Origin of the sequence: Tardiphaga robiniae, assembly GCF_001618955.1 — a bacterium.
Taxonomy (GTDB): domain Bacteria; phylum Pseudomonadota; class Alphaproteobacteria; order Rhizobiales; family Xanthobacteraceae; genus Tardiphaga; species Tardiphaga robiniae_A.
Genome location: NZ_LVYV01000031.1, coordinates 1 through 571, shown reverse-complemented (window position 1 = coordinate 571; position 571 = coordinate 1). Strand labels below are relative to the sequence as shown.

The 571-nt window shown below is 63.9% G+C and carries 1 pseudogene; it reads right to left on the bottom strand.

Annotation, left to right across the window (positions count from 1 at the left end):
* Positions 1–566 (bottom strand): annotated as a pseudogene (locus A4A58_RS31545) (non-homologous end-joining DNA ligase); the annotation flags it as partial.
* Between the last annotated feature and the right edge of the window lie 5 nt (positions 567–571).

Here is a 571-nt window from a genome sequence, read left to right as displayed (position 1 = left end):
CGCGACAGTTGGTTCGACCAGCCGGTAATCAGCCGCCGACATAAACCAGAGCTCCGCCCTTCCGGCGGCGAGCACAAGCCGACCGACAGTCGACGGCTCGAAGCCGATCACCACAAAGCTATTTCGACTTTTGCAGGCGTTCTTTCGCCACCACCCGCCCCGGCCGGAACGATGGGCCTTCTCGACATGCTTGGCGATCATGCCTTCGAGGCAGTGCGCGCACGCGGCACGGGGGAAATCTTCGCCCCCGCATCGCCTTCCTCAGAACACCCAACAGCCGCTTCCTGTCTGGCGATGATCGGTTGCAGCAGTCTCCGGCGCTCCCGCAGCGGCAGCCGGCGAACGTCGCGTCGTTGAGATAGAGCAGGTCGAAGGCATAGCAGACGATGGCGCCCGCTTCGAGGATAGACGGCAGACGGCCCAAGGCTCGCTGGAGCATGCTTTTCATCGAGCACGACAGCCTCTCCGTCGATTATGGCCGTCTGCACGGCGAGCCGTCGCGCGTCGTCAGCAATCGACGGGAGCCTGTCGGTCCAGTCGTAGCCGCCGCGCGTGAGAATTCTCACCTAGC